The following is a 26,329-nucleotide window of genomic DNA, read 5'->3' on the forward strand; positions in this document are numbered from 1 at the left end:
GCCATAAAACCTTTTGATTCATCGAAACTTGCAAGATCATAACTCGGTTTCCAATGGTCAACAGTATCGTTTCCATGGAAATAGAAAATTTTGTCCATCTGATTAAATAGAACAATTTAAATATTTAAATCTAATTAATGACATCAATGTCCAAATGATCAATGTTCAAGTGATCAACGCCCAAGTGATCAATGTCCATGTGATATCTACTTATCTGAGAGCCGATGTCATTCTGATAGCTTGTAAAAGATCATGAAAAACAGGTGTTAGTTGATGTTTGTGGATAATAGAGTATGGGATTATTAAGGAGCAAGTCTCTCAAAATCGACTAAATTCCTACCTCTACTCTAGGATCTTTCAATACTACCTGGTCGGGGAATTATCAAAAATATAATAATTGGGATGTATCCTAGTATTTGTATTATAATACAAACATGTTTGGAAAGAAATTGGGAATAGATCTCGGAACAGCAAATTCAGTAGTATACCTCCAAGGGGAGGGTGTTGTTCTTGTCGAACCTACGGTTGTGGCCCTTGATGTAAATGATATGAGTGTAATTGCAGTAGGAAGCGAAGCTAAAGAAATGATAGGAAAGACACCTGATGAGATCATTGTTAAACGACCAATGCGTAACGGTGTGATCGCAGATGCTCGTGTGACAGAAGCCTTATTGAAATACTTCTTCTCTAAGTCACTGGGTGGTGTCTCAAGGCTTTTTAAACCCGATGTGATGATCAGTGTACCTGCAGGTATAACAAGCGTTGAGCGTCGTGCTGTTCTAAAGGCAGCTAACGATGCGGGAGCTAGAAAGACAAAATTAATACCAGAGCCATTACTTGCGGCTATTGGTGCTGGATTACCTATTGAAACATCTTCAGGCAATATGATAGTGAATATGGGGGGAGGTACTTCTGAGATTGCCGTTATTTCATTGCGGGGAGTTGTAGAGTATTCATCTCTGAGAGTTGCGGGTGATGCATTAAATGACGCAATAATCGCTCATCTTCGTAAGAAACACGGTTTGCTGATCGGAGAGCAAACTGCTGAGCAGATCAAGATCAAGATCGGTTCAGCGATCAAGGTTGAAAAACCTAGATCCTATGAGATCAAGGGGCGTGATGCTGCAGGTGGTATGCCAAGATCTCTGATCATTGATTCAAATGAAATCGCTGAGGCGTTGAGAGTCCCATTAAATCAGATCATAGCGGCAATAAAATCTGTCCTAGAGCGTACACCACCGGAGTTGGCAGCAGATATCATAGATAGGGGAATGGTCATGAGTGGAGGAACTGCGTTGCTTTCGAATCTGGACAAGCTATTTACTAGGGCAACAGGTGTTCCTGCTTATGTTGCTGAAGAACCGATGTTTTGTGTGGCGAAGGGGACTGGTGAGGCGTTGGAGCTTTCCTTCCCCGCTAACTTATAGTGCGATAGCGGAGATAGGGTGAATATCGCAGAGTAACATCTATCGGTCATCAATTATCTAATGCAGATCCATATAGTTTGAATGAATGTAGAATGGGCATGATGTCAGGATAGCTCCGAAATAGAATAGCTGGGAAAAAAGGAAACGATGGAACCGCATGACAAGAAAGCAATTAGCAGGGAGTTAGGAAAAGCTGGACGGCAATAAAGTAGGAAGCTAGAAGCAGGTAAACAGGATGGGTAAAGGCAAGAACCGAAACCGCAGGGCAATAAAGTAGGAAGCTGGGAGCAGGTAAACAGGATCGCAACAAAGAAGTAAGCAGGAATATGCCCTCTCAAGACTACGAGTCTTGAATTATATAGAGAATGTCGCGGGTGGAGCCGATATTCTTTTTCCGATAGACCTTATTGATTATTTCTGCTACCGTCATGTTATGGTTGATCCCTTAGATAAGAATATTTACGCTCCATATCAGAGGCTGGTGGATTATGCTATAGATGCATTAAAAGATCTGGGAAGAGATCCAGTACTACTCGATGCTGGTTGTGGCCATAGCACAGCCTTAGAGGAGCAGTATAAGCGATGTGGGAAAGTTATTGGAGTGGATATGGATAGAAAAGCCCTAAATCGCAATGTCCTTATTGATACAAAGGTTTTTGCTGATATGACAAATGTTCCTCTTCCTGATGATTCGGTTGATATTATCGTATCTGCCTGGGTATTGGAACATGTAGAAAAACCCGAGATCTTCATCAAGGAGTGTGATAGGTTACTTAGATCAGGAGGGTATTTCATTTTCATAGCGCCGAATGTTGATGGGTGGTATGCGGTGTTGGCCAGTGAGATACCATATTTTATTCACGAATTTTTCACAAAATTACTCTATAAAAGAGGAGAAGGAGATACATACAAGGCGTACTACAGACTGAACTCGGAAGAAGATATGGATCGTTACCTGGTAGAAGATCATAAATATACAAAGATCAAGTATGTATACAATGATGATCCTCGTTATATCGGGTTTACTATATTTACGAGACCGTTGGCTTGGTTGTGGCAAAAGATCGTTATGATGAAGCGGATGGAAAAATTCCGTCTGCATGTAATAGGTTTGTACAAAAAGCCTAGTTGATGATATTATCTTAGCAATAAAATATAGGCCATAGATTATGACCATATTCACTAAAAAAGGAAAAAAGAACATGAAGTTGGCGGAGCTTACAGAGATCCTTCACGAACTGCGTATTCCAACTTCACTTGTGTTGACGCCAACGAATCTAAATACAGAAATGGAGAAATTCTTGAATTCTGAGGATTACAACCCTCAATTTGAATATCGGATAGTAAATAATAAGAATGACAAGCTCTTTCAGATTCTTGCATCTCTCGAGAGTGTTACAGATGTAGACCCAAGATTATCAGAATTCTATATTCAACTAATTGAATCAAAGAAACTGTCTTCTGATCTAATGCACGCAGTAGGTGATAATGTACGATTTACAAAATTATCCATAAAACGATTTAGGATGCCTACGCCAGTACTTTTCAGAAATGCTTGTCGTGTACTTAGGAGGTATGTGTCAATGTATGATCTGTCAGAACCAAAGAAAGATAGGCGAAAAATGGGCTTTGATGAGGTGGCTGCAGTTATAAATACTGTCCTAGAAGAATTTGAACTCAAGGAGTGGAGTGCTAATAAGTCTATGAACATAGCACAAAATGGAATGAAGGTAGGAGTCAAAAACAAGGAGATCCTGATCGATCCAAACATTGAGACCACTCCCTCCCGCTTACGCAAATCTATCGTTCACGAATTTACACATGTGATCAGATCACATAATGGTCTGAAGACAGGCTATGAGGCTCTTTCTAAGCCTACATATGGTGATTATCTGGAGGTCGAGGAAGGACTAGCTGTATATAATGAGGAGATAATGGGGTTATTGAGCTATTCTGACTTAAGAAAAGGTGCCGTTTCGGCCTGGGGGACATATATCGGTCAAGAGATGTCTTTCAGGGAGCTTCATAATGTATATAGCTCTATCTATACAAAGAAAAATGCATTCCTTCGGGTTCTTCGTGTAAAGAGAGGTTTAGGCGATACTTCAATGCCGGGGATATACTCAAAAGATGTTGCGTATTTTAGAGGTTTTAGGAGGGTAAGGAAGAAATGTGCTGAAGATGCAACATTGTATGCAAAATTGTATGCAGGAAAGATCAATTTCAAACAGGTCAGTTGGGTTGATGATGGATTGATCAGAAAACCTGCTATTGTTCCTAGTAAACAGAGATTTGAGAAGGCCTTTAAGAAAGCCGGTATATAGATCAGAAATGTGTGGTATAGCACCCATGATCTGTATCTAGCCATGGTCTATATCTAGCCCTGGTCTATATCTAGCCATGATCTGTATCTAGCCATGGTCTGTAGAGCCATAGAAATATTGAGTTATGGGGACGGTTTACGGGTTCTTTTCTTCAGAAAAGGAAGAAATTAGGGCATCTGCGATATTTACGGGATCGCCATCTAGGCACTTTGTCTCATATGCATTGAAACCGGGGTGTAGACTGAGTTCCAGAACATATGGTTTACCTTGCTTATAAATAATATCTACCGCCATAAAATCCGCCCGCAAAGCCCGCGCAACCGTTTCTGCAAGTGTTCTTTCTGCGTCGGTTGGATCGTTATGATACAGGTATGTAGAACCTTTTGTGACAGTAAGAAAGCTGTTTGGAGGGGAGATCCGCTTCCATCCTGCAATTACATGGCCTTTAGAGACAAAGATCCTGAGATCTTCCCCAATATCTACGAATTCTTGTGCAATATAGTCATTTTCTTTGATCGAATCCAAAACCTCTTCATGCCAATCCTCCGGTGATCTCACCAGATATATATTCTTTTTTATCTTTTCTTCGCCATCGATAAGCTTTATCGCGTTCTCACCCGAATTGATCTTGAGGATGATAGGGTATTCCAAAGGTCCAATGTTCAGATGGTAATCTCTATTGGCACTGAAATATGTTTTCAGATGAGGAATGTTGTACTGTAGGCAGATGTTTGCCATCCATGTTTTGGTGTATTCTTGCATCATTTTTATTGCATGAGCGTTCTGAACGAGAATTTTCTTTGAGGGATTTTCTTTGTTCCAACGGTCTATTACTGATACGATGAGCTGTTTTAACTCATAGGAATTATCAGTAACGTAATGACCTCCCAAGAGTATATGCGTGTATGAAACGATGTCTTCACCATCTACGGTAATTGTTGTTTTATCATTAGCAAACTCGACCTGAAGGCTGTTATAGTACGCAAATGTGCTTTCATATCCATGTTTATCGATCTCCTCGAGGATGCGTGAAACTCGCTTAGGAAACTTGCCAGTTGTAGCAATTCGTTGAGTTTTATCTAATACTAAAAATCTCATTAACATCTTGGAAGAATTTAACCTTCAAATTATAACAGGGTGGGGGAGCTTGAGGAAATATCCTGATCTAAAAATACAACAGCTTTCTGGGATGGAAAAATTCAAAGTCATCTCAAGTCGTTGTTCAGCACAGATGCTGATTTGAGAGTGGAGTGGGAGTCAGTCGATTTGTGAAACAAAGAAAAACTATCGTGGAACAAAGGGACCTTTTTCGGCATCCATTAGTTATGCAAAAATTGTGACTTTATCGGAATGGATACGGAAAGGTAAGCAGATATGTTGTCTGAACGGTGTATATTGGGCATGTACAATATATTTGAACATGGAACTTCAGAGCAAATTTGACTTGGTCGATAGCTTCATCAAATAGATGAATTCAAACGAAAAATGAGGTAAGGATGTCGGACCCGATCAGCTCATGCCAGGGCGATCTTTTGACTGATCAGACCATCATGGATACGATCTTCGAAAAGCTCAGGGATATCTGTGACTAGAATATCTATCCTGTCAAAACCGGTTCCGTACATTTCTACTGATTCGATGTTGTCATGAACGATCACAATATTATCCAAAGAAGCATTGATCTTTAGTGCCCGCACTGCTACATGATGATCCATTGCATCATTCAACTTATCTCCATTCATGTAAAGACTGTTTCGGTGGTATATACCGGTTCGTGAGTTTGGTTCTACAAGGCCTTTTTCAAGAAGTATTTGATATACATCTTCAACCTGGCCGATCATAACGATCCCTTTACAATACGGTTTATTCTGAATTAGACCCGAAACTATCTTAGAACCTATATCAGGATATTGCTTACCTAGTACCGGAAATGAGTTCAGATACGATTCCGGCATGGTGTTGAATTCTATGAAGCTTCCATTCTCTATAGTAAGAGTTTTTGAAATATCCCTGCAAATTACGTCTATACCAACAACATTGGCGTGGATACTAGATGCGATCGATTCTGCAATAGATCTGATCTGTGGATGAACTTTATCTGTAAAGTCTTCTGTGATGCCACCTTGACTCATACTTGCAACTTTTCGCACATATATGCGTTCTTGGTCGTTTGGTATGTGCTCTAGAGATAATCCTTGTTCCTCTAGGAATTCCTGTAGTGGGACATCAAAATTTATGGGTTTAAGTATGTGTGCAGGATTTTCAATGTTTCTTCTGGGATCCTTGTTGATATCTTCTATAAGGCTTCGTATAGAACTTTTCCCATCTCCTACAATAAATGCGGGAATTCGCTTGGTAGCGATCTCCAGTTTTCCATTCACTACGAGTAGGCGATAATCATCCCCATAAACTTGTTGTTGGATCATGACGTTTGTTTGCCAAATGGCCCTATTCTTTTTTCCTATGATATCTTTTGCATAATTATATGCATGGATCGCATGGTCGATATCGTTGATATTTGTTGTCACTCCACTTCCTTGTGTTAAGCCTGTTGGCTTTATCACAACAGGTTTTGTAAATGTCTCAAAAAGTTCTCGGAGATGTGCTTCGGACTCGATCACGTCCCATGGGGCTATTGGCATTTTTAACTGAGTGACTACAAGATTTGATATCCTCTTATCTCTAGAGGATTTTAATGCAAGTATTGAATCTCCACTGCTACCAGAAGATACCGTCACACCAGAATGTCTTCCCATTCCGACGCGGTAATATCGATTCCATTGTGATGGACTTCCGGTTGTATAGAGGTCGATCTCTCCATCCATAAAAAATTGATTCAGTTCAAGACCCATATCACGAGCAGCGACTAGGATAGGGATCGTGGACATGGAATATACCTGTCCACGGATGATCTTGTTGAGTAGGGAATCTTTCGCCTCATCGTATGTTATCTGTCCGGTCGCATAGCTATTTAATGTTTTTGAGGCTTCTTTCCATAGTTGTGGCAATTTTGTTTGGATCGAAAGTACATTTCCTTCAACGGAATAGTCGTACATGAAGATGTCATGAAATCCTCGGAGAAGATCGATTAGATCTGTCTTTGGTGTTGCATCCATTTCTACGATTACTGTAGTGTAGGGGTTTTTTAGGTTAATTCCTTGTAGGGTTGTGATGTTCATAATCTATCCAGCTAACTTATAGTGCGAACTGAGCGAATGAAAAGAATTGATATAGTAGGTATATTAAATAATTCTAAAGAAACACATACTCACTAGTTCCCTCTCTGCATGATGTGGATCAACAGCGGTATTCTATTGATTCTATACTGTAGATCAACTGTTTCCAAGTCGTTGCTCTATCTGCTCCATGATCGAACCTACTTTGACACGCTGTTGCTCCAGAGTGTCCCGATCCCTAATGGTGACGGAATCATCTTCGAGGGAGTCAAAATCGATTGTGATACACATTGGTGTTCCGATCTCATCTTGCCTGCGGTATCGCTTACCGATACTTCCTGTTTCATCGTACTCCACAACGAACAAGTTTTGTAGTGAGCTTTTGATCTTTTGGGCAATTTCGATCAGTTTTACATCTTTGACCAACGGGAATATAGCTACCTTTACAGGTGCTAGAGAAGGCTTGATCTTCATCACAAGCCTAGTTGAACCATCTTCCAGCGTTTCTTCCGTATAACCCTGATCTAGTACTGCTAGAACCATCCTGTTTAGACCACCAGAGGTTTCCATAATATGAGGGATATATTTTTCGTTCCTTTCTTGGTCGAAATATTCTAGATTCTCTCCTGAAAATTCCTGATGCCTAGAAAGATCCCAATCTCCTCTTTGGTGGATACCTTCAACTTCTGCAAATGCCCCTAAAGTCCTAAAATTGTATTCGATATCTACAGCTGCACTAGCATAGTGGGCTAATTTTTCATGATCCTTGAATCTCAGCGACTCTTTTTCAATACCGAGCTCTTCGATCCACCATCTCATTCGCGCCTCCTTCCAATATTCGTACTTTTCATTCATCAATGAAGGATGTAGGAACAACTGCATCTCTGCTTGTTGGAATTCTCGAGTCCTAAAGATATACTGTCTTGCGACAACCTCATTCCTAAAGGCTTTTCCAACTTGAGCTATACCAAAAGGTAACTTCACTCGCATTGTTTGCAGATAGTTCTTGTAGTTCAGATAGATTCCTTGGCAGGTCTCTCCTCTAAGATAGACAACATTTTCCTCTGTAAGTTCGGAAGTAGGGGATCCCAGATTTGATTTGACGAGTAGATCAAACTTTTTAGCGTCAGTAAGATCAGTTCCACCACACTTTGAACATTTAAGCTTTCCTTCCTCACGGAGTTTTGCTACATGCTCGTTCACCTCATCGATAGGGAGTCTGTCAGCTTCCATTATCCCAAAAGGCTCCAAAAGTTGGTCGGCTTTCATTCTATTTTTACAGGTTCTACAGTCGATCTCAGGTTCAACGAAAGAATCTACATGACCACTTGCTTTCCATACTTTCGGATGTGTAAAAATACCAGAATCAAGGTATTTGATCTCATCATGACTCAACATACTCTTAATCCATGAATTTTTGATATTCTCTCGTAATAATGCCCCATAATGTCCATAATCATAAACAGCTGCAAAGCCGCCATAGATCTCTGATGATTGGAATATGAACCCACGCCTTTTTGCATATGCAGAGAGTGTGTCTAATGTAATTTTCTGTTCCATTTGAATTATATAAAAGATAATTTAACTAAAACTTGCTATAAGAGCTCTCTAGGCTCTATGGCTATTATTACGTTATAAATAGGCATGCAGCCCATAACTAACAAGAACACCTGCGTAGACCGCACCTGCCTAGACCACACTTGCCAAACTAGCATCTAGTAGATCCCCACCAATATCCTCGACCAGGAGAGCGTAGATAGGACCTAGCATTGCTCCAGCAACTATTATTAAAGAATTAGTAAAGAGTAGCACCTTCAGAGCCTTGTTCATCTAGCAGTGAGATCTGAACTTAAATGAAAAAACCGTCCTCTAACAGAAACTGATAGGGACGGTAGTAAACTTCCGCGGTTCCACCCATATTGCAAATCCTATAAGGTATTTGCCACTCATGGTAATATCGATTGTATGCCATACCTAAAGCTCTTTGCAGGGTTTTCACTATCTCCTGCTCACTCGGATAGATCTCAGTAGGTTATTGATTATATTGGTAAACCGACCTGAGAGTCAATTAAAAGGGAAATAATGGTGACCTATAGGAGACTGTGTAATATCATATACAATCGAGGATTCTCATTCCGAGAGCACTTTATTGGTTTTGTAATACTTCTTCCAACTACTCTCAAATAGGAGACTTTCAAACTGGTAGAGATATTCGTCTTCAATAATTATGGCATAGGAAGTGGTGGGTGATATCAGACATACTTTGCCTTCGTAGATATATTTCTCAAAGCTACCAGAATGCTCACTCGATGATCCAGGAATAACAAGAACATTTATGAACTCTTCATCTACCTCATCCTCAATATGTTTGGACCCAGAAAGTTCACCAAAATATATCTGCCTTAATAGTATCCCTCGTACAGCACACTTTTCGAGAAATCGTTCCGACCCTGTCTTTATCGCTGTAGTACGTGATCTTTCACTCCCTCGTGGCCGTCCAGTAGTAGGGTCAGGATCAAGGTATGCTATACCCATCAGCTCCTTTGAACGGTAAACATCATCGTATGCATCTTTTAATCCTTCTTTACCAACAAGAACTCTAATTGGGGGAGATTCTGACTGTTGCCTGGCGTATAGCAATTCTAGCTGGTGTATGGATCTCTCAAGGGTATATGCCGTATCGGAGATCCTATTTCGCTTATATTGCACCTGCTCGAGGAGTAGGTCTGGGTCATGTGCTTTGAATACAGCCGTTTTCACGCCCACATCCTTACTAAGGAGGTCCCAGTCCTCTAAGGTCTGTACAGCATCATAGATGGTGGTTCTAGGTATCTTTGTCCTCTTTGATATTGCAGAGGCGGTTGAAGGGCCATATTGGAGTAGGGAAAGATATATCTCAGCGTGTTCATCTGTCATACCCAACTCTACAAACGATCTTTTCACTAGTTTTGTCGTACTCTGCGACACACTCATAGATAATCTTATTGCGATAGGTTATATCTGTCGACACATTCGACAACACCAATATACAACTATACATCGACGATCAGATCGAATCAAGCGCAAAGATAAGCATCAAGGGATGGATCAGATCTACAAATGTTTCAATACAAATGTTTCAATACGATAGGGATCCGAGAGGTAAGGGGTGTCCACGATAGTAGAATAACAGTCGGAAACTAGGGCTTCCAACGATCTGAAGTAATTGTAAGTGTCCGATCGCTGAGGGATAGGGGAGGTCTATATATTCTCCCTGATATACTGCATTATCGGTGTTGCGACGTCAACGATCTTCCCTTTGTCAGCTTTATAATGTACGCGAAGACCTGGGTTGTAGTTGATCTCGTTGATCACGCATGGGGCCTGTTTTGTCACATCCTCGGCGATCAGATCTACCCCTCCAACTTTCAGTCCAAGTACCTGTGTTGCCTTGATTGCGAGGTCAAGATAATATGGATCGATCTCATCTAGACACTCTTCTGTCGTTCCACCTGTGGATTGGTTTGAATTGAGCCGTACTTCGACTTCTTCACCTCTTTGAGGGATACTATCCAGGGTTAGATTATTTGCCCATAGTCTTTTTTCTACTTCCTTATCTAATCGAATAGGCTTAAGAAGACGGTCTTTTCTTTGTTGATTTGTGCTAATGATAAGCTGTTCTATCGTATTTGATCCATCACCCACAATGTAGGCGGCTCTCCTTCTTACTGCTCCTATCACTTTGTCATCACATACTAATATTCTGTAATTAGTTCCTGTACAAAATTCTTCTGCAAGGACTTTGACGTTTGTACTTGAGAGATTTGTTGCCAGTGCTGTTTGGAATCCGTGTCGTACTTCATGTTCGCTCTTTGGGAGGAGACTAACACCATTACCACCGAGATTTTGAACAGGCTTGAGCACAATATTTCCAAATTCCTTCCAAAAATCTATAGCCTCTTCTTCATTGTTGATCTCTCTCTGCTCTGCTACCGGAATACCTCCGACCTTTAATACCTTGTATGCGAGATTCTTTCTTTTGGAAATGGTTGTGCTTGGGACATTGTTGACAGGTAGGGCGGTGTTCAAGATGAACCAGTGTTTTCCGTTATCTGAGAATCGAGCCATTAATGAGCGTACGATGATCTCGTATTGTATTCCTAATTTATCAGCTGCCTCTACATAATAGGCTAAATGAACATTTCCAGCTTCAGCGAGGTAATCTTTCGTCATTATCGTATTAAAGAAATTAAAATATTTTGAGTGTATAAGAATAATTTAAGGTTATTTTGATCTTTATTCTATACAATCTACCAAACATGAAAACAAAACTAAATATTCACTAAGGTCTATTTTGTGAATGTCTTACTTGCATCGATAAGATAATCAGTTAACTCGCTACGACCGATCAATAGGGGGTAGACCATATCGGTTTGTGTACTTATCACGGCTTCTATTGTTTTGATAACTCCTGCGATCTTGATCTTGATCTCTATCACGGGGCGAACAACGATATGACCCGCTTCTGTGATCTTAGCAAGTCTTTTTATCATCGGATGTTCGATCAGATGTTCCTCGTGTAGATCTATGTATTCTTGTGCTAGGGCGAGGGTTTCGAATCGCTCAGGGATCTCGAATTGGTTGACAGTCTTAAGTGCATCAGAAAACCCTATGCGACTCGCGAGACCTTTATCAATTCGTGATGTGAGTATCCCTGTATCAAGCATACCACTAACGACATCTTTCTTTTCTTTCCTTGTGTTGTAGTAGATAGTTATGCGCTCAACCAGATTTACGACCTGTTTACCTGAAAGTGCTTCGATCCCTTCCTCTACCTCACCACCAAAGAGATTTTTAGCAACTCTTACACCATGCTTAATACTCTTTATCTTCAAGCCTTCTACGCGCTCCAACCGTTCACGCAGTCCTGAATTGTTTGCGGTCTGTATCCCGAGGCCTGGACGAGCATTTAATTCCAATACTAAAGGTCCTTTTTCTTTGTCGATCACGATATCTACACCCAAATAACCCAAGTGACTTGCATGTTGGCATTTGATGGCGATCTCGAGTATCTCATCCCAAAATGGTACTTTGATACCTCTTACAGGCATATTTTGCTTCAGATCCATTGTTTGATCGATACTTTCATAAGTGTCTTCAAACACTGATTTGTTTTTCATATGCATGGCATATGTGCTGATTCCAGAAGCTATGTCTATGCCTGCACAGATCCCACCGGCATGTAGATTTGCCTTCCCATCTGATCTTTTTGTCGGAAGCCTAACCATCGCCATTACTGGTACTTGGTTGTATACGATCAAACGAATATCAGGAACTCCTTTGTATGAATATCGCTTTAACTCAGGGTGTGTTTTTATCCTTTCTTCGATTATTACGACATCATTATTATTTCCCATGGAGAAACGACCTTCTAAGATCTTTTCCATGTGTGCACGGATATCTTCTGGTCCCATGATCTGTCCGTTTGGTCTTATCCATGCAAGCTGATTCTTCTTCTTCCCATAAAAGATTATGATACCACTACCTATTGATCCTCGATTGGGCTTTACTACAAAGCTGTTTGGAAGAGATTCCCAATCTAGGTATTCTAATTGTTTTTTTGTACGAATGACCTTAAATGTTTCTGGTGCATCGATACCAATTTTTGCTAGTACCCTTTTTGTCAACAGCTTATTATCAGCCAATCTCTTAGCTGATAGGGGGTTGTGAGGTCGGATATATATCTGGTTTCTGCGGTTTATAGCCAAAACCTCTTTCTTGTTGTGACTAAGAAGAGCTTTTATCATTCTTGAGGATCTGCTCGAATCTTAATAAGTCTTTGAATCGCATTCCGGTATATTTACCTAATCCTAAATTGACCAGTAATAGTATCAAGAAGATCCATACATTATTTAGGACAAATTGCTGTAATTGGGGTGATCGCAATGCGAGCCAACCTGCTATTCCCACTAATACGGTTTCTCCTAAAGAACGTGCAGAATTCAAGAAATCCTTTTTAACATACTGTTTAATGAAAAAGTCAGAAAGTGTCGCTATCAGGATCACACCTAGTGGAGGTATGGTTGTAGCATCATGATGTTCTGTGGTAAGACTTATCGGAGAGACGTCATTTAAAACTATCACACCAACTACAAGTACAGATATCAAAATGTAATTGATGGTAATTCTGGAAAGATAATGCATCCTGATCTTCTTCAGTAGGCTGTATGTGAGTAATGTTGAGAGTATAACGGCCAATGTCACAAGTAGTCCAAACCTTATACCCGTAAATATATAGGCAAATGAAAGTGTCATTGGCGCATAAATCCCTAGAGTCTTAAAACCTATCAAATATCGTGAAAGATTTACTATTGTTGCTATGATAGGAATAAAAAGTAGCAGGATCAGCATCTGCTCGGTAACACCATGCTGTGTGATCCAGGTTGTGATCTCGGACATCTTTAGGGAGTTTGATAGTTTAGGTGGATGTGAATATTATACCATAACAAAGGGGTTTTATCAATATCACCCTCTGTTTCATACATGTAGTGTACATTGAATTTAATGAAACAAAAATAGACCTATAAGGTTCAGGCTGTATCAGGCTGTATCAGTCAGTATCAGTCAGTATCAGGCAGTATCAGTCAGTATCAGTCAGTATCAGGCAGTATCAGTCAGTATCAGGCAGTATCAGGCAGTATCAGTCAGTATCAGGCGGTATCAGGCAGTATCAGTCAGTATCAGTCAGTATCAGGCGGTATCAGGCGGTATCAGGCAGTATCAGGCAGTATCAGGCGGTATCAGGCGGTATCAGGCGGTATCAGCAGGCTCAGGCTGTATCAAGCAGGCTCAGCCTGTACAGAACATGATGAGCCGTTATAAGTAGAATACATGATGAACTTTCGATCGCGAATGACCTCAATGTCATCGATCTCTGAGGTGGAGAACCGTTACCAACAAAAAGACAATAAAAAAGGGGTGCTTGCGCACCCCTTTATCGATTCAATAAAAATTGGGTGTTATGCCAATTCTACTGTTGCACCAGCTTCCTCCATTGAAGCTTTTAGTGCTTCTGCCTCATCCTTAGGAAGAGCCTCTTTTACTGTCTGAGGAGCACCTTCGACCATTGTCTTTGCTTCCATCAAACCAAGACCTGTAGCTTCCTTGACAACCTTGATGACACCGATCTTGTTAGATCCTGCGTCTTTGAGGATCACATCAAAAGATGATTTTTCCTCTGCTGCTTCTGCAGGAGCGGCGGAGGCTGCTACTGCTACGGGAGCTGCGGCACTTACTCCAAATTTCTCCTCCATTACTTTCACGAGGTCTGCAAGCTCGAGAACGGTCATTTTCTCAACCATTTCAAGCACGTTCTGTGCATCTCCTGAAAGTTCGGGGAGTGTTTTTGCTTCTTCTGCCATATCTATATATTCACACTAAATTAAATACTTGTTTGTTTTCATGATCCTCGTGGTGGGTGTGGATATGTTTGAATTCACACATACCACGTGGTTCAATGACTAATTAGATGACTACTTCTCTGAGACCTGCTTTAAAACTTGAACAAAACCTCGTGCATTTCCGGTAACCGCATTCGCAAATCCTGTCAAAGGTGAATTCATCGAACCAAGTAGCTTGGCTAAGAGAACCTCCCTTGCGGGGATCTCTGCAAGTTCCATTACTTTCTGATCATTCAGGTACTGTCCCTTCAGCAAACCGTGTTTAGCAGGAAGTGCCTCGGTTTCCTTCTGTACTTCTTTGATGAGTTTCGCTGGGGCTGTTGGATCATCGGCATAAGGGATGATTGCGGTCTGTTCTGCGAAATCCAAAGTTTCAGTAGGTTGGTTTGTCTCACGAAGTGCGATCTGGAAAAGCTTATTGCTTACAACTATCACATTCGAACCAATATCTTTCAACTTCTTTTTAAGATTGGTTATGGATTCGTTATTTACACCTTTGACATCTACAGCAAGATATCCGCTATTGTTATTAAGCGTATCCTTATACATCTCGAGTAGCATTTCTTTCTGCTCTCTGCTTTTAGCCATAATATATGGTTGTTAATTTATTGAATGATTTGTAGGTTCTATGAAAACCATCAGATCTCACACGGATTTATGTCTTCTATCTCAACGAGATTGGTAAGTCCACCATGTTTCTTCGATCTGAATGGATGATACATTATCTTTGGGATTCTTGCAAATCGTTTGATACTTAGAACATTTGAACCACCGATTGGTATAGAAAATCATGTTCAGAATTGATATACTACAAGTCTATATATCAGGTATACATACTTATATTGTTTTGCGAATTGAAAGAGTGAATTATTGTGATACAATTGGGGATTTAAGTACTGGTTGCGAGAGTCAACCACCGATGCAGATCGGTGCGCTTGATAACCCTGCTTACCTCGATATGTATTGGAGGGATAGGGATACATTCTCGCCAATTCTTGCACGATTGTACGTTCGAATCTGCTATGGAGAAGATATTACAGATCAAGATCTTGATCATCTAACATATAATGAATGTGTTCATCTACTCATAGACCATATGCAAGAGCATATCGATGATGAATATCCACCACAGTCGTTAGAAATGCTTTGGAGATTAATTGATCTTGACGAGACATTCTCATCACCGAGTTATGTGGCTACTAGAATACAGTCTAATTCACCTGATGGACTGGTTGCGTTAAGGTGGGCATTGGGGTTCTTTGTGTATGAAGAAATCTCTAGGAAGAATCAAAGCGATTTTATCAACACAAGAGTCGGTCAATCAATTCAAATATCATATGCACTTTTTCATTGGATAGTATGGGAATTAACTAAAGAAAGGTTATTGTATCTCAATAAAGTGTCTGCCAGAAGAGCATTGTATAATCCCTATAGCCGAATTTCACCGACCCATAAAACTGGCTTTTCGGATACTGATCTGTCTCATATCATCTAGATCCATTACATCTCGAAATCCAGTAGTGGGAGTCTTTGTCCCAGAATAGTGAAAATAGCCTCATATCCAGTACACTTCGTTGTGTTATCATGCGCGATCATTAGATCCTGATCGTATGAAAAGCATCAGATACCGAGCGGTTATGATCGGTATTCTCTGGAGAATAGCTCCTGGAATTTTCAAGATTGCGGAATAGATATACCTACTTCTCAAAAACTAAAGCTACTTCTACACTGGGTCCCATAGTTGGGGAGAGATGAACCTTTTGTAGGATTTGCTCAGGTTTTTTACCAAGAATATCAGCAGCTGCATTCACACAAGCCCAGACATTTTCGATGAGTTCTTTTTCTGTTTGTGATACCTTTCCAGCTTTGAAATTCATATTACCCAGAGCATCAGCTTTAAATGTCATTTTTCCTTGTTTATACTCTTTGATCGCTGTCTCAAGATCATCTGTGACAGTACCAGTCTTGGGATTTGGCATCAAACCTCTAGGACCGAGCTCTTTTCCTAGAGCTGCGATCTGCGGCATCACGTCAGGTGAGGCGATCGCTACATCAAATTCGATCTTTCCAGCCTTTACATCAGTCATTAATTTCTCTAGGTCAGACATATCTGCACCAGCTTTCTTTGCTTCAGCCTCTCTCTCTTTTGAGGTAAATACAGCAACTTTTACTTCTGCATTGCCTGTAGAGTGGGGTAGTGAAACGGATCCCTTCAGTGATTTTGGATCCTTGTCCTTAGGAAGTTTAATTGTCAGATTAAGATCTACTGTACCATCAAACTTAGAGTATGATAGTTTCTTAACTGATGTTAAAGCTTCTTCTAATGAAAGTACCTGTGTAGGTTGAAGCTTTTTGACATTCTTATATTTTTTGCCTCGTCTTGCCATTTCTTTCTGTAATTAAAGATATTATTCGTAAGCTTCGACCTCGATACCCATCTGTTTCGCTGTACCAGCGATCGTATTGTATGCCTGTTTCTCATCGGTCGTATTGAGATCAGGCATTTTTATTTCAACGATCTTTAAGATCTGTGCTTTAGACAGTTTTCCGACTTTTTTAATGTTTGGTATAGGTGACCCTTTTTTGATCTTGAGTTCTCTCCTGATCAATTCACTGGTTGGAGGGGTTTTGAATTCCAAGGTAAATGACCTGTCCTCAAAGATCGTAATGATCACCGGAGTCAGGATACCCTGTCCTTCAGCTGTTTTCTCGTTGAATTTCTGGACAAAGTCATTTGTATTTATACCGGTAGGCGAGAGTGCAGGTCCGATAGGAGGAGCAAGACTTGCCTGTCCAGCAGGAATAACTAACTTCATTTTCTGTTTAACTATTTTTTTCTCTGCCATTTTGATCCTAATTCAATAAATAAATACTATCTATACTATTGAGGGTAGAGGCCCCTCACTCTGAAACATGAATTTTATAGTTTGCTTACCTGTGAGAAATCTAATTCTACTGGGGCTTCTCTGCCTAAGAAAGATATCATCACTTTGACCTTTCCTTTAGCATCGTCTATCTCTTCAACGCTTCCGATAAAGTCTGCAAAGGCACCTTCGATGATCTTTACTGCTTCCCCAACGCTAAATGAGGCTTGGTAAGCTGGTTGCTCAACCTCCATGAATTTCATGATAGCTTGAACTTCTCTCTCAGGAAGGGGTCTTGGGTACTTATCTGTTTTCACAAATCCTTTTATCCCTTCAGTTCCTGTGATTATTGTCCATGTATTCTCATTTAGAACCATTTTTACCAATACATACCCAGGAAAGATCTTTTCTTCCTTGATCGATTGCTTTCCACCCTTGACCACTATCTTTTTTTGAACTGGGATCAATATCCCATTGATCATTTCCTGCTGTTCGGTTGCCTCAACTCTCTGAAGAAGCGAATTATGTACACTATTTTCATATCCAGGTCTTACCTGAAGTACATACCATTTCGAATCAGGATGCGCTTTTATCTTTTTCTTGGCTTTCTTCTCGCCTGACAAAATGCCAACTGTGGCCTTCTTTTTCGTCTTAGTCGCTTTCCCAACCTCACTTTTTATCTGTTCATCTGCTGAAGCATTTACCTTTTTTTTCTTGTCATCTGCCATTTAGTGAATTATCCAATATTATAGATTTAATAAAACATCCCTTAGCTCTAGGAAAAACACATCCAAACCGAGCATCATGAGTGCGAGTATAGCACAAACAACAATCGTGAATGTAAGCAATGTTATCAATTCACTTCTTGTTGGCCAGGTGACTGCCCTGATCTCCTGAATTATTCCTGGGAAGGGATTTCTCATATCGGCATTATACATTAATTTCAATGGGAATTAACGGTGGATTATACTATCAGAATGAGCAGTTGTCCAAACCCCTGAAAAACTCCAATTAATAACATGAAATTAATCTACAACACGCGATTTATCTCTACTCAAAACTTTCACCACCATCCAGCATCTAACTTCATACTCTCGCAGGCGATCTCTTGTATCTACCATATCCACATGTCTAGGCCATCGTAACATGTATGATAGGGGATATTGTGAATAACCGCTCTCCCCACTCCTCACTATAAGTTAGCGGGATGGCAGGCCCACCAGGACTCGAACCTGGAACTACGGTTTTGGAGACCGTTGTTTTACCATTGAAACTATGGGCCCACATTATCTAGGTAAACTAGGTGCTTAGACACACGCCAAATATTTAAAAAAGACCCTCAACCTAATGTGAAAAGAACATGATACAGAGTGATTATAATACAACTTGCGTGAATTTACAGCCCAGTGAGTCATTTCTTTTCAATATACTCTATTAGACGCGATATCTTGATCTTCAGGGGAAGATGCGAAAGCTCTTGAATAGTATCGTCGATGTATTTCCTTCTAACCAACTGTGTTTGGATCAAACGTTCTCTTAGTTGTGTAAGGATCGGTGAGACCACAAATAATATGATCATAGAAGTTAAAAAGCTAGATGAAAGAATTCTTACAATGAAGATTAACGACAAGGGATGTAACAACAGAAGCAGAACCCCTGGACGGATACCTAACGATTCGGTTACCTTACTCTGTAAATTATCCAACTGCTTCAAACGAGAGTATACCTCCTTATCATAAGGTTTCTTGGGGTAATTCATAATATGCTCGGATAATTGGGATCGATCGAATACTTGCGGAAGCTTACGTATAAAATCTTCCGAAACTACAAAATACGGACCACTGTAAGGATAGGAGGAAATTTTTTCCAGTATAAGCCCACCAATATTTCTGTCAAATGAATATGCAGAAAGTACAAATGTGTTTCTGTACTTCTTTAACTCTACGGCAAAAAGATCTTCTTTCCTTATCTCATAAAGCTTTACGAAGAATACACAATACGCAAGTGACTCTTTAGTTAAGTATATTCCAGTCAGGCCAATTATTTTTCCAAATATTGTTAATGCAGATGTAATTGTAATGAAGATGAGTATCTCAACAATCGCGTTATCACCACCGGAAAATAAGTAAATATTCAAAGCCAATATCATAGGTATACCAATGATACCTGTTGATAAAACTGTGGTATTAAAACTTGATCGTTCTCTTGTATAAGCTAAAGGGGGATGCAAAAGTAAGTAAAAGATCGAGAGAGGATTGATGTAATTGAGTGCAGAGAAAAATTTCAGCATTTATACAAATTTGAGCTTATTCCTTCAGTTTATCGGAATAAGGGACAATGGACAATGCGCAGTATACCCACAAAGGCGATTGGTATAAGGACATAAGGCAGAAAAAGATGGATGCATTAAATATGGGTGTACTAATGGTAGGTAAGGCTATGAGAGGAGGTGAGCGAGTAGGGGGGAGCAGTGCGAAACTTCTGATAAATATCACTAAATAATGATGCACCATCTGTTCGAAACTTTTTCATGGGCTATCGCCTGCTCATGCATTTATCGGTGGTCATGACTCATCGTTGCATGATCACTTCATATAACCCTGCCTATAACACAAAACCCTGCTGAGCAGGGCTTTGAACATTTAACAAAATTTGTGAAGATCAGCCCAATTTCGTCTCAACGTGCTTAGTGTGCTTCTTAAGGTCTGGACTATATTTCATCACCTCAAGTTTGCCTGTAACATTTGCAGGTTTGAATAGGGTATAGTTGACCTTTCCAGTTTCGGAGCATTTAAGTCCGATCACTGTTCGCTTATTTTTCTTTGCCATGACGGTACTTGTTGCAATTTATCAGATACGCTGGTGATTATATACGAAAACGGGTAGGTGGGCAAATCCCTTTATGATCTAGAATTAGAAACGTGTGTGTTAGTGTGATTGATATTAGATAAGTATTTCTCATGAATGATTGGGTTTTCTATTGATAATTGCTGATAGAATTCGATTCCAAAAGAGTCTCAACTAACGACTAAGTCTATATGTGCGATGTGAACACACTATAAGTTAGCGGGATGGAGCTGGATCTGAGAGTCGAACTCAGGACCTTTCCCTTACCATGGGAATGCTCTACCAACTGAGCTAATCCAGCATACTGAGTCTAATAAACGAATCTGAATTTCTAATATCAACAGCTCTTTTCATATGAGCATTGAGAGTAGCCTGTCAGAACAGGTGGTCTCTGGTGAGCGAATAGACCTAATCAGAACATTATTGCACAGTAATGAGAGGAGTTTAAACTATAAATTAAGAATATTCAACAGCACAAAACCTTCACGCAACTATATTTGAATGATTTAGTAATATAGATATTCTCTCAAGAGAAATGTTTAAGACAGAATGATCAAATCATAACGGAACATTAGAATATCTGCCAGATCCAGATGGTGACATGATATGAACAAAATGTGTGGGAAAGGGTGACAAGAGAAATAGTGATCAAGAATTCTCGAAAATAGAATTTCAAAGTTTATATCACAACTCGAGTAGAGTAGGGGTTATACAGATTGCGCTTTCTTGAGCTCTTTGTCTAACCTGTGATAAGTCGTCATGAGATCTTCTCTTGTGTTGGTGCTATGTTTAGGTCTCTTCGAATTTGATAATTCATTTGAATATTCCGAGATCAAAATCATATCAGACAAGGTTTTCTCATATCTCTTGTATAGTTTTGCCACATACTCAGCGGTAAAGTCATTTTCTACCGATCTGATGGCATTTTTCACAGATTTTGTGTAGAAGTGTTCAATCACGTCATCGCACATTTCATGTATAGTGCCGAACATCCTGGTGTTTTCTGGATCTGATAGTATCGCTTCTTGCTTTACATTGATCGTGTACAGGAGGACTTTTTCAGCCCCTTCGAGGAAGCTCGCTAAGTCACAGAACGCTACGATCCTTTCAGCAGCAGCTTTTGGAGCATACTTACGTTGCTTCCATTTCGGTAATATCGGATCATCCTGACCAAACGCAGTTGCTAGTATCATTTTGGAAACTATCTCGATCTGGAATTGCTCAAGCATATTCTTGGTAAGACCCTCAAATATTTGAACTGATTTCTCTTCTGTACTTAGTAAATTCTCGTAGAGGTTAAGATCGATCGATGAGGATCTCGGAGATACGTTGTTTGAAGTATGTTTTGCTAGCGCATTTTTGATTTCGATCTCCTGGGCAAATCTATATCCTTCGTGACCTGCATCATGGAATAGTGTTGCAATTACCATAAGGTCAAACAATTCATGTTCGATCGACTCAAGCTCTTTCCTAGCTTTTTTACTTAATTTTGAGAATTGTGAAGATAGTTCTGCTTTCTCAGCTATCTCTGCTATCTCTGCTATCTCTGCTAATGCAGCGCCACATGGGATATGTGGGCAGAGGATCTCCAAATAGTCTGCTGTCAAAACCTCTAGTCTTATATTGTCTCGCATCGCAGTCAAGCGATCCAATACCGTTTGTGCATGGTCGAATGTGTGGTAGGGGAGATAGGAATTGTAGGTGCTTTTTGCGAGTTTATACAACTTCCGTCCTTTAAGTGTAAGGACTTGCGTCGTATTAGTGAATTTAGTTTTCTGATCTATATATAACAGCATGATATCTAATCAAATATTAATGATTGAAAGATCCTTGGAGAACGGTTCTTGGGAGTGAGTTACCTATTGTATAGGTGGACTTTGTTTAAAACCTTACCCTAGTTCAGGGTCTATATGAATGTGATTTGAATTTGTAAAGTAATTATATATAGATATTATATTGCAAACGGGTGGGAAAATCCATCCCGCTAACTTATAGTGTAAGCGGGGTCTTCTACGCATAAAAAACACGGTATGGAGTAGCTTGATGAGTGTATGTTGCCATACCGTGCTTTTCCCTCTGGGAAAAATTTAGTACACCAGTTCCATAAGGAACTGATGTACTATGAACAAAACTATTGTAATGAGCATCCCCATAAAGGGGACGCTCATCGATTCGGGAGTTGGCTCCCCCCGCTTCTCTCTGATCTTTCTTCTGTGTCCGGTGACGAGCACCGAACACAGGAACGTGAACGATATCGCGATCCTGCAAAGCAGGATCGCGATCTTTAGTGTTTCCATTTTTTTTCTCCTTCCAGAGGGTATAGATGTACATCAGACAAATTGCTGATATACGCCAATACCCTCTGGTGAGAGATCTTTACTTTGCTACTCCATACCTTGTAAAAGAACATCGGCAAGGCTGGAATGATCACAGCACAAAGCCGGTCAATTCAAGGTCGGATCATATAAATGAAAAACCGACCTTGGATGGCCGGTTGTAAGCTGTTTGGTCTAATAGCAAGTGTCGAGGGATCCAAATGGATCACCGTCCCCAACCCTCTGTTTCCAAACATAAGGCGTTGTTTCTAATTTGATTGTAACATATTTACTGGGAAATGTACATTATAGGATGTGTAAGTAATAGTAGGTCGAACATTCCATATCAAGGGTGTTTGAAACAGTGGTGTAAGTAACCCGTTGTACAGGGGATCCGTTGTGCAGAGAACCCATTGTACAGGGAACCCGTTGTGCAGGGAACCGTTGTGCAGAGGACCCATTGTACAGGGAACCCGTTGTGCAGGGAACCGTTGTGCAGAGGACCGATTGTACAGGGAACCCGTTGTACAGGGGATCCGTTGTGCAGAGAACCCATTGTACAGGGAACCCGTTGTGCAGGGAACCAGTGGTACAGGGAACCAGTGGTACAGGGAACCAGTGGTACAGGGAACCAGTGGTACAGGGAACCAGTGGTACAGGGAACCAGTGGTACAGGGAACCAGTGGTGCAGGGAACTCGTTGTACAGGTAACCCGTGGTGTAGAGAACATTTAGTTATCAGTGGCGCTGAGAACAGGATGTAATCAGTGGTACAGAGAACAGGAAGTAACTAGTGATGCAGGGGATAGGAAGTAACTAGTGGTGAAAGGGGATAGGAAGTAACCAGTGATGAAGGGGATAGGAAGTAACCAGTGGTGCAGGGAACAGGATTCGAACCTGTGTAGCCGTGAGGCGTTGGATTTACAGTCCAATGCGTTTGACCGCTCCGCCATCCCTGCCTATCCAGCTAACCTATAGAGGTTAGGGGGTGCTTCCAACTGGTTACATCATATCATACTATCCATCCGCACTATAAGTTAGCGGGATGGAGCTGGAGGAGAGATTCGAACTCTCGACCCGCGGTTTACAAAACCGCTGCTCTGGCCAACTGAGCTACTCCAGCGTGTCAATATGGTACACCGAATATCAGCAAACATCTCAAAGAACTAGGTGAGTTTATTATAGAAGAGTGATTCAGTCAATCAAAGGATGCAGTGTGTGATCGAAAGGAAGGATAAACGCACGATGCGATCTGAGTATTCTGATCGGAAAACCACCGAGTGAAGTATAAAAGTAAGTTCAGACACAATAGGTAAGTCACATAATTTCGTAGCTTATTCTTGAATTAGGGGATGATAAAAAATGCAAATCTCCCAGCATGACACTTTGTACTAGATCGTCGGAGATAAATGAAGTGGATAAAAAAAGACCCTAACACTCCGAGAAATCTTAAGAGCCCTACTTTTGGTAGGCTGGGTGTCCGCAATGCTTTCCCAAGGGAAAGCACGATTTTGAACTCCCAAGTTTGAAGCTACGGGGCTTAAGAATTCCTCTTTTAATGTGCTAGGGTATCCGAATATACCAACTGGAGAGAAAATTGGCAATAATGTAGTCGATTTTTGTCATGAAATTCAAGAGAGCAGGAGATCAATGACAAAAGATACCCCCCTTGAAATTAGGGTTAGAGTAAGTGTGCTTAGAGGTGAAATTGGAAGCAATACAGCAAGCAAAATAAAGGGTGCATATCGTTCGGCCTGCTCCCAATAGTACCGAATTCCTTTTGGCAGGAATGCACGAAAGATCCTGTATCCATCAAGAGGGGGTACAGGTATCAGATTGAAAAGCATTAGTGCTACATTGACCCAAGTGAATACCTCGACAAACAACGTTATTAAAGCTAGAGCCCCAAAAGGTGACGGGTCAAATAGGTTTAAAATACGATAGATCATAGCCGCAAGAATAGCCATCGCTAGGTTTGAGGCAGGTCCCGCCAATGCAGTAAGTGCTGTACCACGAACCGGATTTGCAAAATTGTATTCGTTTATTGGTACAGGTTTCATCCAGCCGAACCTTACGATTATCATTAAAAACGTACCGATCGGGTCGAGATGAGCAAGTGGGTTAAGGGTTAGTCTGCCCTCGAGTGTTGCAGTATAATCTCCAAGTTTTTTAGCGGTCCAAGCGTGCATGAATTCGTGAACTGAACCTGCAAGAATGAAGGCCGGTAAGCCCAATAAGATCCATTGAAAAGTGTCTGACATATTTCTTGCTTAGATGTTAAGTTTCTGATAATATCACCCTGTTCATGGTATTTCAACGAAAGAATTAACAGAACTACCTGATCATTACTCTTTAGATCACAGCAAATAGTCATGGCAAAATATTGTGAATTGTGTGAAAAACAAACTGTAGCAGGTAGAAGGATACAACATCATCACTCCATCCAGTGGAGGTTTCGTGCTCCTCGTACTACCAGAACTTTCAAGCCAAACGTTCGAAAAGTAAAGATGGACGTCGATGGAAAAGTTAAGAATGTTTCCGTCTGTATGAAGTGCTACAAAAGAATGAGGAAAGATCTTGCGGAACTTGAGCAAGAAAAATGATCAAAATATCCGCCAGTTGACGTCTTGTTCACCAACCGCACATCTACAGGTTATTCCCTTACTTTCAAAACCTTTGCGTTACATGTTAGAATCCATTGATAATTGGAAGATCGTTTATTCCATTACAAATACCAAACCACTTAATTAGTAGACCTCAAATTTTGTTCGATAAACTTTGGAGCTTGATCACATACGATGTAGGAATAGACCTCGGGACTGCAAACACGATGGTGTTTCTTCGAGGTAAGGGGATTGTCATTTCGGAACCCTCAGTTGTAGCTATAGATAAGAAAAGCAAGCGCGTACTTGCTGTTGGTGTTGAGGCAAGGCAGATGATCGGTAGGACACCAGCTAGAGTCATCGCTGCAAAACCACTTCGTGATGGGGTGATATCTGATTTTGATATGACCCAGGCAATGATCCATTATTTCATCAATAAAGTACATGTTTATTCATCAAAATCCTTCAAGATCCCAAGACCAAGAGTGATCGTTGGTGTGCCGTCTTCAGTTACAGAGGTGGAAAGACAGGCAGTCATTGATGCTGCACGATCTGCTGGAGCTCGGCAGGTTTTTATTGTAGAGGAAGCAATGGCAGCCGCTATAGGTGCCGGTTTGCCTGTTGAGCAGGCGTCTGGAAGTATGATAATTGATATAGGTGGTGGTACAAGTGATATTGCTGTGATTTCTCTTGGGGATATTGTAGTAGATAAGACCATCAGGATCGCTGGTGACGAGATGGATCAGGATATTATTAATTATGTGAGATCAAAATATAATCTGCTGATAGGTGAGAGGACGGCAGAAGATGTAAAGATCGCTGTGGGCTCTGCATCACCACTAGAGGAAGAGAAAAATGTAATAATCCAAGGAAGAAATCTACTAACTGGTCTTCCAAAGTCGATCGAGGTGAGCAGTGTGGAGATCCGTGAGGCAATTATGAATTCGATCGATAAGATCACCGATGCAGTAAAGGACGCAATAGAAGAAACTCCACCTGAACTGCTTTCTGATCTGTTGACCTCAGGCGTACATATTGCCGGAGGAGGAGCTATGATCAGGGGGTTAGATAAACTATGGGAACAGGAATTGAAGATGCCTGTTCATGTGGTTGATGAACCACTATCTGCCGTTGCTAGAGGTACATCAATGATGCTCGACCATATCGAATTGCTCCAAAGGATCCAGAAGTCCTGGGAGGAGATCATCTGAATTTAAGGGATTTGGTTAATCCAATATTTTGTAGTTCATATCAAAACGGATCATTGCCATAATGGAAACCCCCTCAAAACAATTACCCGATGAAGCAATATATGTCTTGGTCTCATTTATCCTA

At 40.7% G+C, this 26,329-nt stretch carries 26 protein-coding genes and 4 tRNA genes; 7 read left to right on the forward strand and 23 right to left on the reverse strand.

What is annotated here, in order from left to right; all coding sequences use genetic code 11:
• The first annotated feature begins 434 nt into the window (after positions 1–434).
• The 3 genes from H6763_03255 (at position 435) to H6763_03265 (ending at position 3,751) form a co-directional block, all read left to right on the forward strand.
• Positions 435–1,427 (forward strand): rod shape-determining protein, encoded by a 993-nt coding sequence (locus tag H6763_03255; protein ID MCB9803824.1) that lies wholly within the window; start codon positions 435–437, stop codon positions 1,425–1,427.
• 433 nt (positions 1,428–1,860) lie between these two features.
• Entirely contained in the window at positions 1,861–2,559 is a 699-nt protein-coding gene (locus tag H6763_03260; protein MCB9803825.1) for a class I SAM-dependent methyltransferase, read from the forward strand.
• A gap of 37 nt (positions 2,560–2,596) precedes the next feature.
• On the forward strand, positions 2,597–3,751 hold the full coding sequence (locus tag H6763_03265) for a DUF1704 domain-containing protein (protein ID MCB9803826.1): 1,155 nt from the start codon (positions 2,597–2,599) through the stop codon (positions 3,749–3,751).
• A 135-nt stretch (positions 3,752–3,886) separates the two neighbouring features.
• On the opposite strand, the gene H6763_03270 is transcribed toward H6763_03265, so the two are convergent.
• The 10 genes from H6763_03270 to H6763_03315 form a co-directional block, all read right to left on the reverse strand.
• Positions 3,887–4,849 carry a hypothetical protein gene (locus tag H6763_03270; protein ID MCB9803827.1) on the reverse strand — a complete coding sequence of 321 codons (963 nt, stop codon included), beginning with the start codon at positions 4,847–4,849 and terminating at the stop codon, positions 3,887–3,889.
• Positions 4,850–5,265: 416 nt separating this feature from the next.
• The gene (locus H6763_03275) at positions 5,266–6,930 is read right to left on the reverse strand and encodes a hypothetical protein (protein ID MCB9803828.1); all 1,665 of its coding nucleotides are present in this window, start codon (positions 6,928–6,930) and stop codon (positions 5,266–5,268) included.
• A 153-nt stretch (positions 6,931–7,083) separates the two neighbouring features.
• Positions 7,084–8,487, reverse strand: coding sequence for a glycine--tRNA ligase (locus H6763_03280; GenBank protein ID MCB9803829.1), 1,404 nt, complete (start codon positions 8,485–8,487; stop codon positions 7,084–7,086).
• Positions 8,488–8,616: 129 nt separating this feature from the next.
• A complete protein-coding gene (locus H6763_03285; protein ID MCB9803830.1) occupies positions 8,617–8,757 on the reverse strand; it encodes a hypothetical protein in 141 nt (46 codons plus the stop codon).
• A 300-nt stretch (positions 8,758–9,057) separates the two neighbouring features.
• Positions 9,058–9,900, reverse strand: a complete 843-nt coding sequence (locus H6763_03290; protein MCB9803831.1) for a hypothetical protein — start codon at positions 9,898–9,900, stop codon at positions 9,058–9,060.
• 267 nt (positions 9,901–10,167) lie between these two features.
• Entirely contained in the window at positions 10,168–11,139 is a 972-nt protein-coding gene (locus H6763_03295; protein ID MCB9803832.1) for a hypothetical protein, read from the reverse strand.
• Between the two features lie 116 nt (positions 11,140–11,255).
• On the reverse strand, positions 11,256–12,713 hold the full coding sequence (locus H6763_03300) for an ATP-dependent zinc protease (GenBank protein MCB9803833.1): 1,458 nt from the start codon (positions 12,711–12,713) through the stop codon (positions 11,256–11,258).
• The gene (locus H6763_03305) at positions 12,694–13,365 is read right to left on the reverse strand and encodes a hypothetical protein (protein ID MCB9803834.1); all 672 of its coding nucleotides are present in this window, start codon (positions 13,363–13,365) and stop codon (positions 12,694–12,696) included. The genes H6763_03300 and H6763_03305 overlap by 20 nt, the downstream gene beginning before the upstream one ends.
• Positions 13,366–13,925: 560 nt before the next feature.
• Complete coding sequence (gene rplL, locus H6763_03310; protein MCB9803835.1) at positions 13,926–14,327, reverse strand: 50S ribosomal protein L7/L12; 402 nt, start codon at positions 14,325–14,327, stop codon at positions 13,926–13,928.
• A 111-nt stretch (positions 14,328–14,438) separates the two neighbouring features.
• The gene (locus H6763_03315) at positions 14,439–14,954 is read right to left on the reverse strand and encodes a 50S ribosomal protein L10 (protein ID MCB9803836.1); all 516 of its coding nucleotides are present in this window, start codon (positions 14,952–14,954) and stop codon (positions 14,439–14,441) included.
• 202 nt (positions 14,955–15,156) lie between these two features.
• On the opposite strand from H6763_03315, the gene H6763_03320 reads away from it, so the two are divergent.
• On the forward strand, positions 15,157–15,861 hold the full coding sequence (locus H6763_03320) for a hypothetical protein (protein ID MCB9803837.1): 705 nt from the start codon (positions 15,157–15,159) through the stop codon (positions 15,859–15,861).
• Positions 15,862–16,063: 202 nt separating this feature from the next.
• On the opposite strand, the gene H6763_03325 is transcribed toward H6763_03320, so the two are convergent.
• The 6 genes from H6763_03325 to H6763_03350 form a co-directional block, all read right to left on the reverse strand.
• Positions 16,064–16,753: a 50S ribosomal protein L1 gene (locus tag H6763_03325; GenBank protein ID MCB9803838.1), complete on the reverse strand. Its 690-nt coding sequence runs from the start codon at positions 16,751–16,753 to the stop codon at positions 16,064–16,066.
• Positions 16,754–16,774: 21 nt separating this feature from the next.
• Positions 16,775–17,212 carry a 50S ribosomal protein L11 gene (rplK, locus tag H6763_03330; protein MCB9803839.1) on the reverse strand — a complete coding sequence of 146 codons (438 nt, stop codon included), beginning with the start codon at positions 17,210–17,212 and terminating at the stop codon, positions 16,775–16,777.
• Positions 17,213–17,286: 74 nt separating this feature from the next.
• Positions 17,287–17,958: a transcription termination/antitermination factor NusG gene (nusG, locus tag H6763_03335; GenBank protein ID MCB9803840.1), complete on the reverse strand. Its 672-nt coding sequence runs from the start codon at positions 17,956–17,958 to the stop codon at positions 17,287–17,289.
• A gap of 18 nt (positions 17,959–17,976) precedes the next feature.
• Positions 17,977–18,153, reverse strand: a complete 177-nt coding sequence (gene secE / locus H6763_03340; GenBank protein ID MCB9803841.1) for a preprotein translocase subunit SecE — start codon at positions 18,151–18,153, stop codon at positions 17,977–17,979.
• A 285-nt stretch (positions 18,154–18,438) separates the two neighbouring features.
• Positions 18,439–18,513 (reverse strand) — tRNA-Trp (locus H6763_03345).
• A 128-nt stretch (positions 18,514–18,641) separates the two neighbouring features.
• Positions 18,642–19,520, reverse strand: coding sequence for a hypothetical protein (locus H6763_03350; protein ID MCB9803842.1), 879 nt, complete (start codon positions 19,518–19,520; stop codon positions 18,642–18,644).
• A gap of 47 nt (positions 19,521–19,567) precedes the next feature.
• Between H6763_03350 and H6763_03355 the strand changes: the two genes are divergently transcribed.
• Positions 19,568–19,732 (forward strand): hypothetical protein, encoded by a 165-nt coding sequence (locus tag H6763_03355; protein MCB9803843.1) that lies wholly within the window; start codon positions 19,568–19,570, stop codon positions 19,730–19,732.
• 159 nt (positions 19,733–19,891) lie between these two features.
• On the opposite strand, the gene rpmG is transcribed toward H6763_03355, so the two are convergent.
• The 7 genes from rpmG to H6763_03390 form a co-directional block, all read right to left on the reverse strand.
• The gene (gene rpmG, locus H6763_03360; GenBank protein MCB9803844.1) at positions 19,892–20,059 is read right to left on the reverse strand and encodes a 50S ribosomal protein L33; all 168 of its coding nucleotides are present in this window, start codon (positions 20,057–20,059) and stop codon (positions 19,892–19,894) included.
• A gap of 243 nt (positions 20,060–20,302) precedes the next feature.
• A tRNA-Thr gene (locus tag H6763_03365) sits at positions 20,303–20,378 on the reverse strand.
• 406 nt (positions 20,379–20,784) lie between these two features.
• Positions 20,785–21,873 (reverse strand): hypothetical protein, encoded by a 1,089-nt coding sequence (locus tag H6763_03370; GenBank protein MCB9803845.1) that lies wholly within the window; start codon positions 21,871–21,873, stop codon positions 20,785–20,787.
• 291 nt (positions 21,874–22,164) lie between these two features.
• A complete protein-coding gene (locus H6763_03375; GenBank protein ID MCB9803846.1) occupies positions 22,165–22,374 on the reverse strand; it encodes a hypothetical protein in 210 nt (69 codons plus the stop codon).
• Between the two features lie 890 nt (positions 22,375–23,264).
• A tRNA-Tyr gene (locus H6763_03380) sits at positions 23,265–23,350 on the reverse strand.
• 87 nt (positions 23,351–23,437) lie between these two features.
• Positions 23,438–23,514: transfer RNA gene (locus H6763_03385), tRNA-Thr, on the reverse strand.
• Between the two features lie 508 nt (positions 23,515–24,022).
• Positions 24,023–24,652 (reverse strand): site-2 protease family protein, encoded by a 630-nt coding sequence (locus tag H6763_03390; GenBank protein MCB9803847.1) that lies wholly within the window; start codon positions 24,650–24,652, stop codon positions 24,023–24,025.
• Between the two features lie 111 nt (positions 24,653–24,763).
• On the opposite strand from H6763_03390, the gene H6763_03395 reads away from it, so the two are divergent.
• On the forward strand, positions 24,764–24,994 hold the full coding sequence (locus tag H6763_03395) for a 50S ribosomal protein L28 (protein ID MCB9803848.1): 231 nt from the start codon (positions 24,764–24,766) through the stop codon (positions 24,992–24,994).
• 182 nt (positions 24,995–25,176) lie between these two features.
• Positions 25,177–26,205 carry a rod shape-determining protein gene (locus H6763_03400; GenBank protein ID MCB9803849.1) on the forward strand — a complete coding sequence of 343 codons (1,029 nt, stop codon included), beginning with the start codon at positions 25,177–25,179 and terminating at the stop codon, positions 26,203–26,205.
• The last annotated feature ends 124 nt before the right edge of the window (positions 26,206–26,329 follow it).

This window comes from Candidatus Nomurabacteria bacterium (assembly GCA_020632395.1).
GTDB lineage: Bacteria > Patescibacteriota > Dojkabacteria > SC72 > JAHDCA01 > JACKFQ01.

Bases quoted from the DNA above. Each gene is read 5' to 3' on its own strand.
- H6763_03325 (MCB9803838.1), bottom strand. From the start codon at position 16,753: ATGGCAAGACGAGGCAAAAAATATAAGAATGTCAAAAAGCTTCAACCT.
- secE (MCB9803841.1), bottom strand. From the start codon at position 18,153: ATGAGAAATCCCTTCCCAGGAATAATTCAGGAGATCAGGGCAGTCACC.
- rpmG (MCB9803844.1), bottom strand. From the start codon at position 20,059: ATGGCAAAGAAAAATAAGCGAACAGTGATCGGACTTAAATGCTCCGAA.
- H6763_03255 (MCB9803824.1), top strand. From the start codon at position 435: ATGTTTGGAAAGAAATTGGGAATAGATCTCGGAACAGCAAATTCAGTA.
- H6763_03390 (MCB9803847.1), bottom strand. From the start codon at position 24,652: ATGTCAGACACTTTTCAATGGATCTTATTGGGCTTACCGGCCTTCATT.
- H6763_03355 (MCB9803843.1), top strand. From the start codon at position 19,568: ATGGACAATGCGCAGTATACCCACAAAGGCGATTGGTATAAGGACATA.
- H6763_03350 (MCB9803842.1), bottom strand. From the start codon at position 19,520: ATGCTGAAATTTTTCTCTGCACTCAATTACATCAATCCTCTCTCGATC.
- H6763_03375 (MCB9803846.1), bottom strand. From the start codon at position 22,374: ATGGAAACACTAAAGATCGCGATCCTGCTTTGCAGGATCGCGATATCG.
- H6763_03300 (MCB9803833.1), bottom strand. From the start codon at position 12,713: ATGATAAAAGCTCTTCTTAGTCACAACAAGAAAGAGGTTTTGGCTATA.
- H6763_03270 (MCB9803827.1), bottom strand. From the start codon at position 4,849: ATGAGATTTTTAGTATTAGATAAAACTCAACGAATTGCTACAACTGGC.
- H6763_03265 (MCB9803826.1), top strand. From the start codon at position 2,597: ATGACCATATTCACTAAAAAAGGAAAAAAGAACATGAAGTTGGCGGAG.
- H6763_03370 (MCB9803845.1), bottom strand. From the start codon at position 21,873: ATGCTGTTATATATAGATCAGAAAACTAAATTCACTAATACGACGCAA.
- H6763_03305 (MCB9803834.1), bottom strand. From the start codon at position 13,365: ATGTCCGAGATCACAACCTGGATCACACAGCATGGTGTTACCGAGCAG.
- H6763_03395 (MCB9803848.1), top strand. From the start codon at position 24,764: ATGGCAAAATATTGTGAATTGTGTGAAAAACAAACTGTAGCAGGTAGA.
- H6763_03320 (MCB9803837.1), top strand. From the start codon at position 15,157: ATGTTCAGAATTGATATACTACAAGTCTATATATCAGGTATACATACT.
- H6763_03315 (MCB9803836.1), bottom strand. From the start codon at position 14,954: ATGGCTAAAAGCAGAGAGCAGAAAGAAATGCTACTCGAGATGTATAAG.
- H6763_03290 (MCB9803831.1), bottom strand. From the start codon at position 9,900: ATGAGTGTGTCGCAGAGTACGACAAAACTAGTGAAAAGATCGTTTGTA.
- rplL (MCB9803835.1), bottom strand. From the start codon at position 14,327: ATGGCAGAAGAAGCAAAAACACTCCCCGAACTTTCAGGAGATGCACAG.
- H6763_03260 (MCB9803825.1), top strand. From the start codon at position 1,861: ATGGTTGATCCCTTAGATAAGAATATTTACGCTCCATATCAGAGGCTG.
- H6763_03295 (MCB9803832.1), bottom strand. From the start codon at position 11,139: ATGACGAAAGATTACCTCGCTGAAGCTGGAAATGTTCATTTAGCCTAT.
- H6763_03285 (MCB9803830.1), bottom strand. From the start codon at position 8,757: ATGAACAAGGCTCTGAAGGTGCTACTCTTTACTAATTCTTTAATAATA.
- rplK (MCB9803839.1), bottom strand. From the start codon at position 17,212: ATGGCAGAGAAAAAAATAGTTAAACAGAAAATGAAGTTAGTTATTCCT.
- H6763_03280 (MCB9803829.1), bottom strand. From the start codon at position 8,487: ATGGAACAGAAAATTACATTAGACACACTCTCTGCATATGCAAAAAGG.
- H6763_03275 (MCB9803828.1), bottom strand. From the start codon at position 6,930: ATGAACATCACAACCCTACAAGGAATTAACCTAAAAAACCCCTACACT.
- nusG (MCB9803840.1), bottom strand. From the start codon at position 17,958: ATGGCAGATGACAAGAAAAAAAAGGTAAATGCTTCAGCAGATGAACAG.